The sequence below is a fragment of the Bartonella sp. CM120XJJH genome (genome assembly GCF_042194715.1).
Classification (GTDB): domain Bacteria; phylum Pseudomonadota; class Alphaproteobacteria; order Rhizobiales; family Rhizobiaceae; genus Bartonella.
The window spans coordinates 1-551 of record NZ_JBHINE010000155.1 but is presented as its reverse complement, the minus strand read 5'-3'; the positions used below and the strand labels follow the sequence as shown (position 1 = coordinate 551).

Sequence of the window (551 nt, the reverse complement as noted above, 5' to 3'; positions counted from 1 at the left end):
ACATTTTGATCACAAAACTGTTGGGGAGATTGTTGAGACACTCGCCAAACGCCATGGCTATCAAGCAAAGGTCAGTCATCAGTTCACTCAACAAACTTTGCCTTATGTGATTCGTACAGATCAATCGGCTGTTGATTTTTTAACCCGCCTTGCCGACCGCATGCGGGCACGTTTTTTAATCAAGGACAATAAGTTTTTGTTTTTAAGCGGAGATAATTTACCAGCACTCAAACTTCATAAACACGACTGTTCCAACTGGGAATTCACGTTAGAGCCACGTACGCAATATGGCACCATTGAAGCTTCTTATTTTGATCGCTCAAAAGGGCAGCAATGCCAAGTTAAGCATCAGACAGGGTTTAGCGGTCCCATGCGGCGTTTACGGACTTGTTACACTTGTGAGGAGGAAGCACAAGCTGCTGCTGCATCAGAATCAGACCGACTTTGCCGTGCTGTGGGCAGTGGTTCTTTGACCCTTGCGGGGCGCCCCGAAATCATGGCGGACCAACCTCTTTTATTGCAAGGGTTTCGTGGGCAAATCAATGGTCCAT

General features: G+C 46.8%; 1 pseudogene. It reads left to right on the top strand.

Annotated features, from left to right (window positions below):
* Positions 1-551, top strand: a pseudogene (locus ACFIKU_RS10315) (phage late control D family protein); the annotation flags it as partial.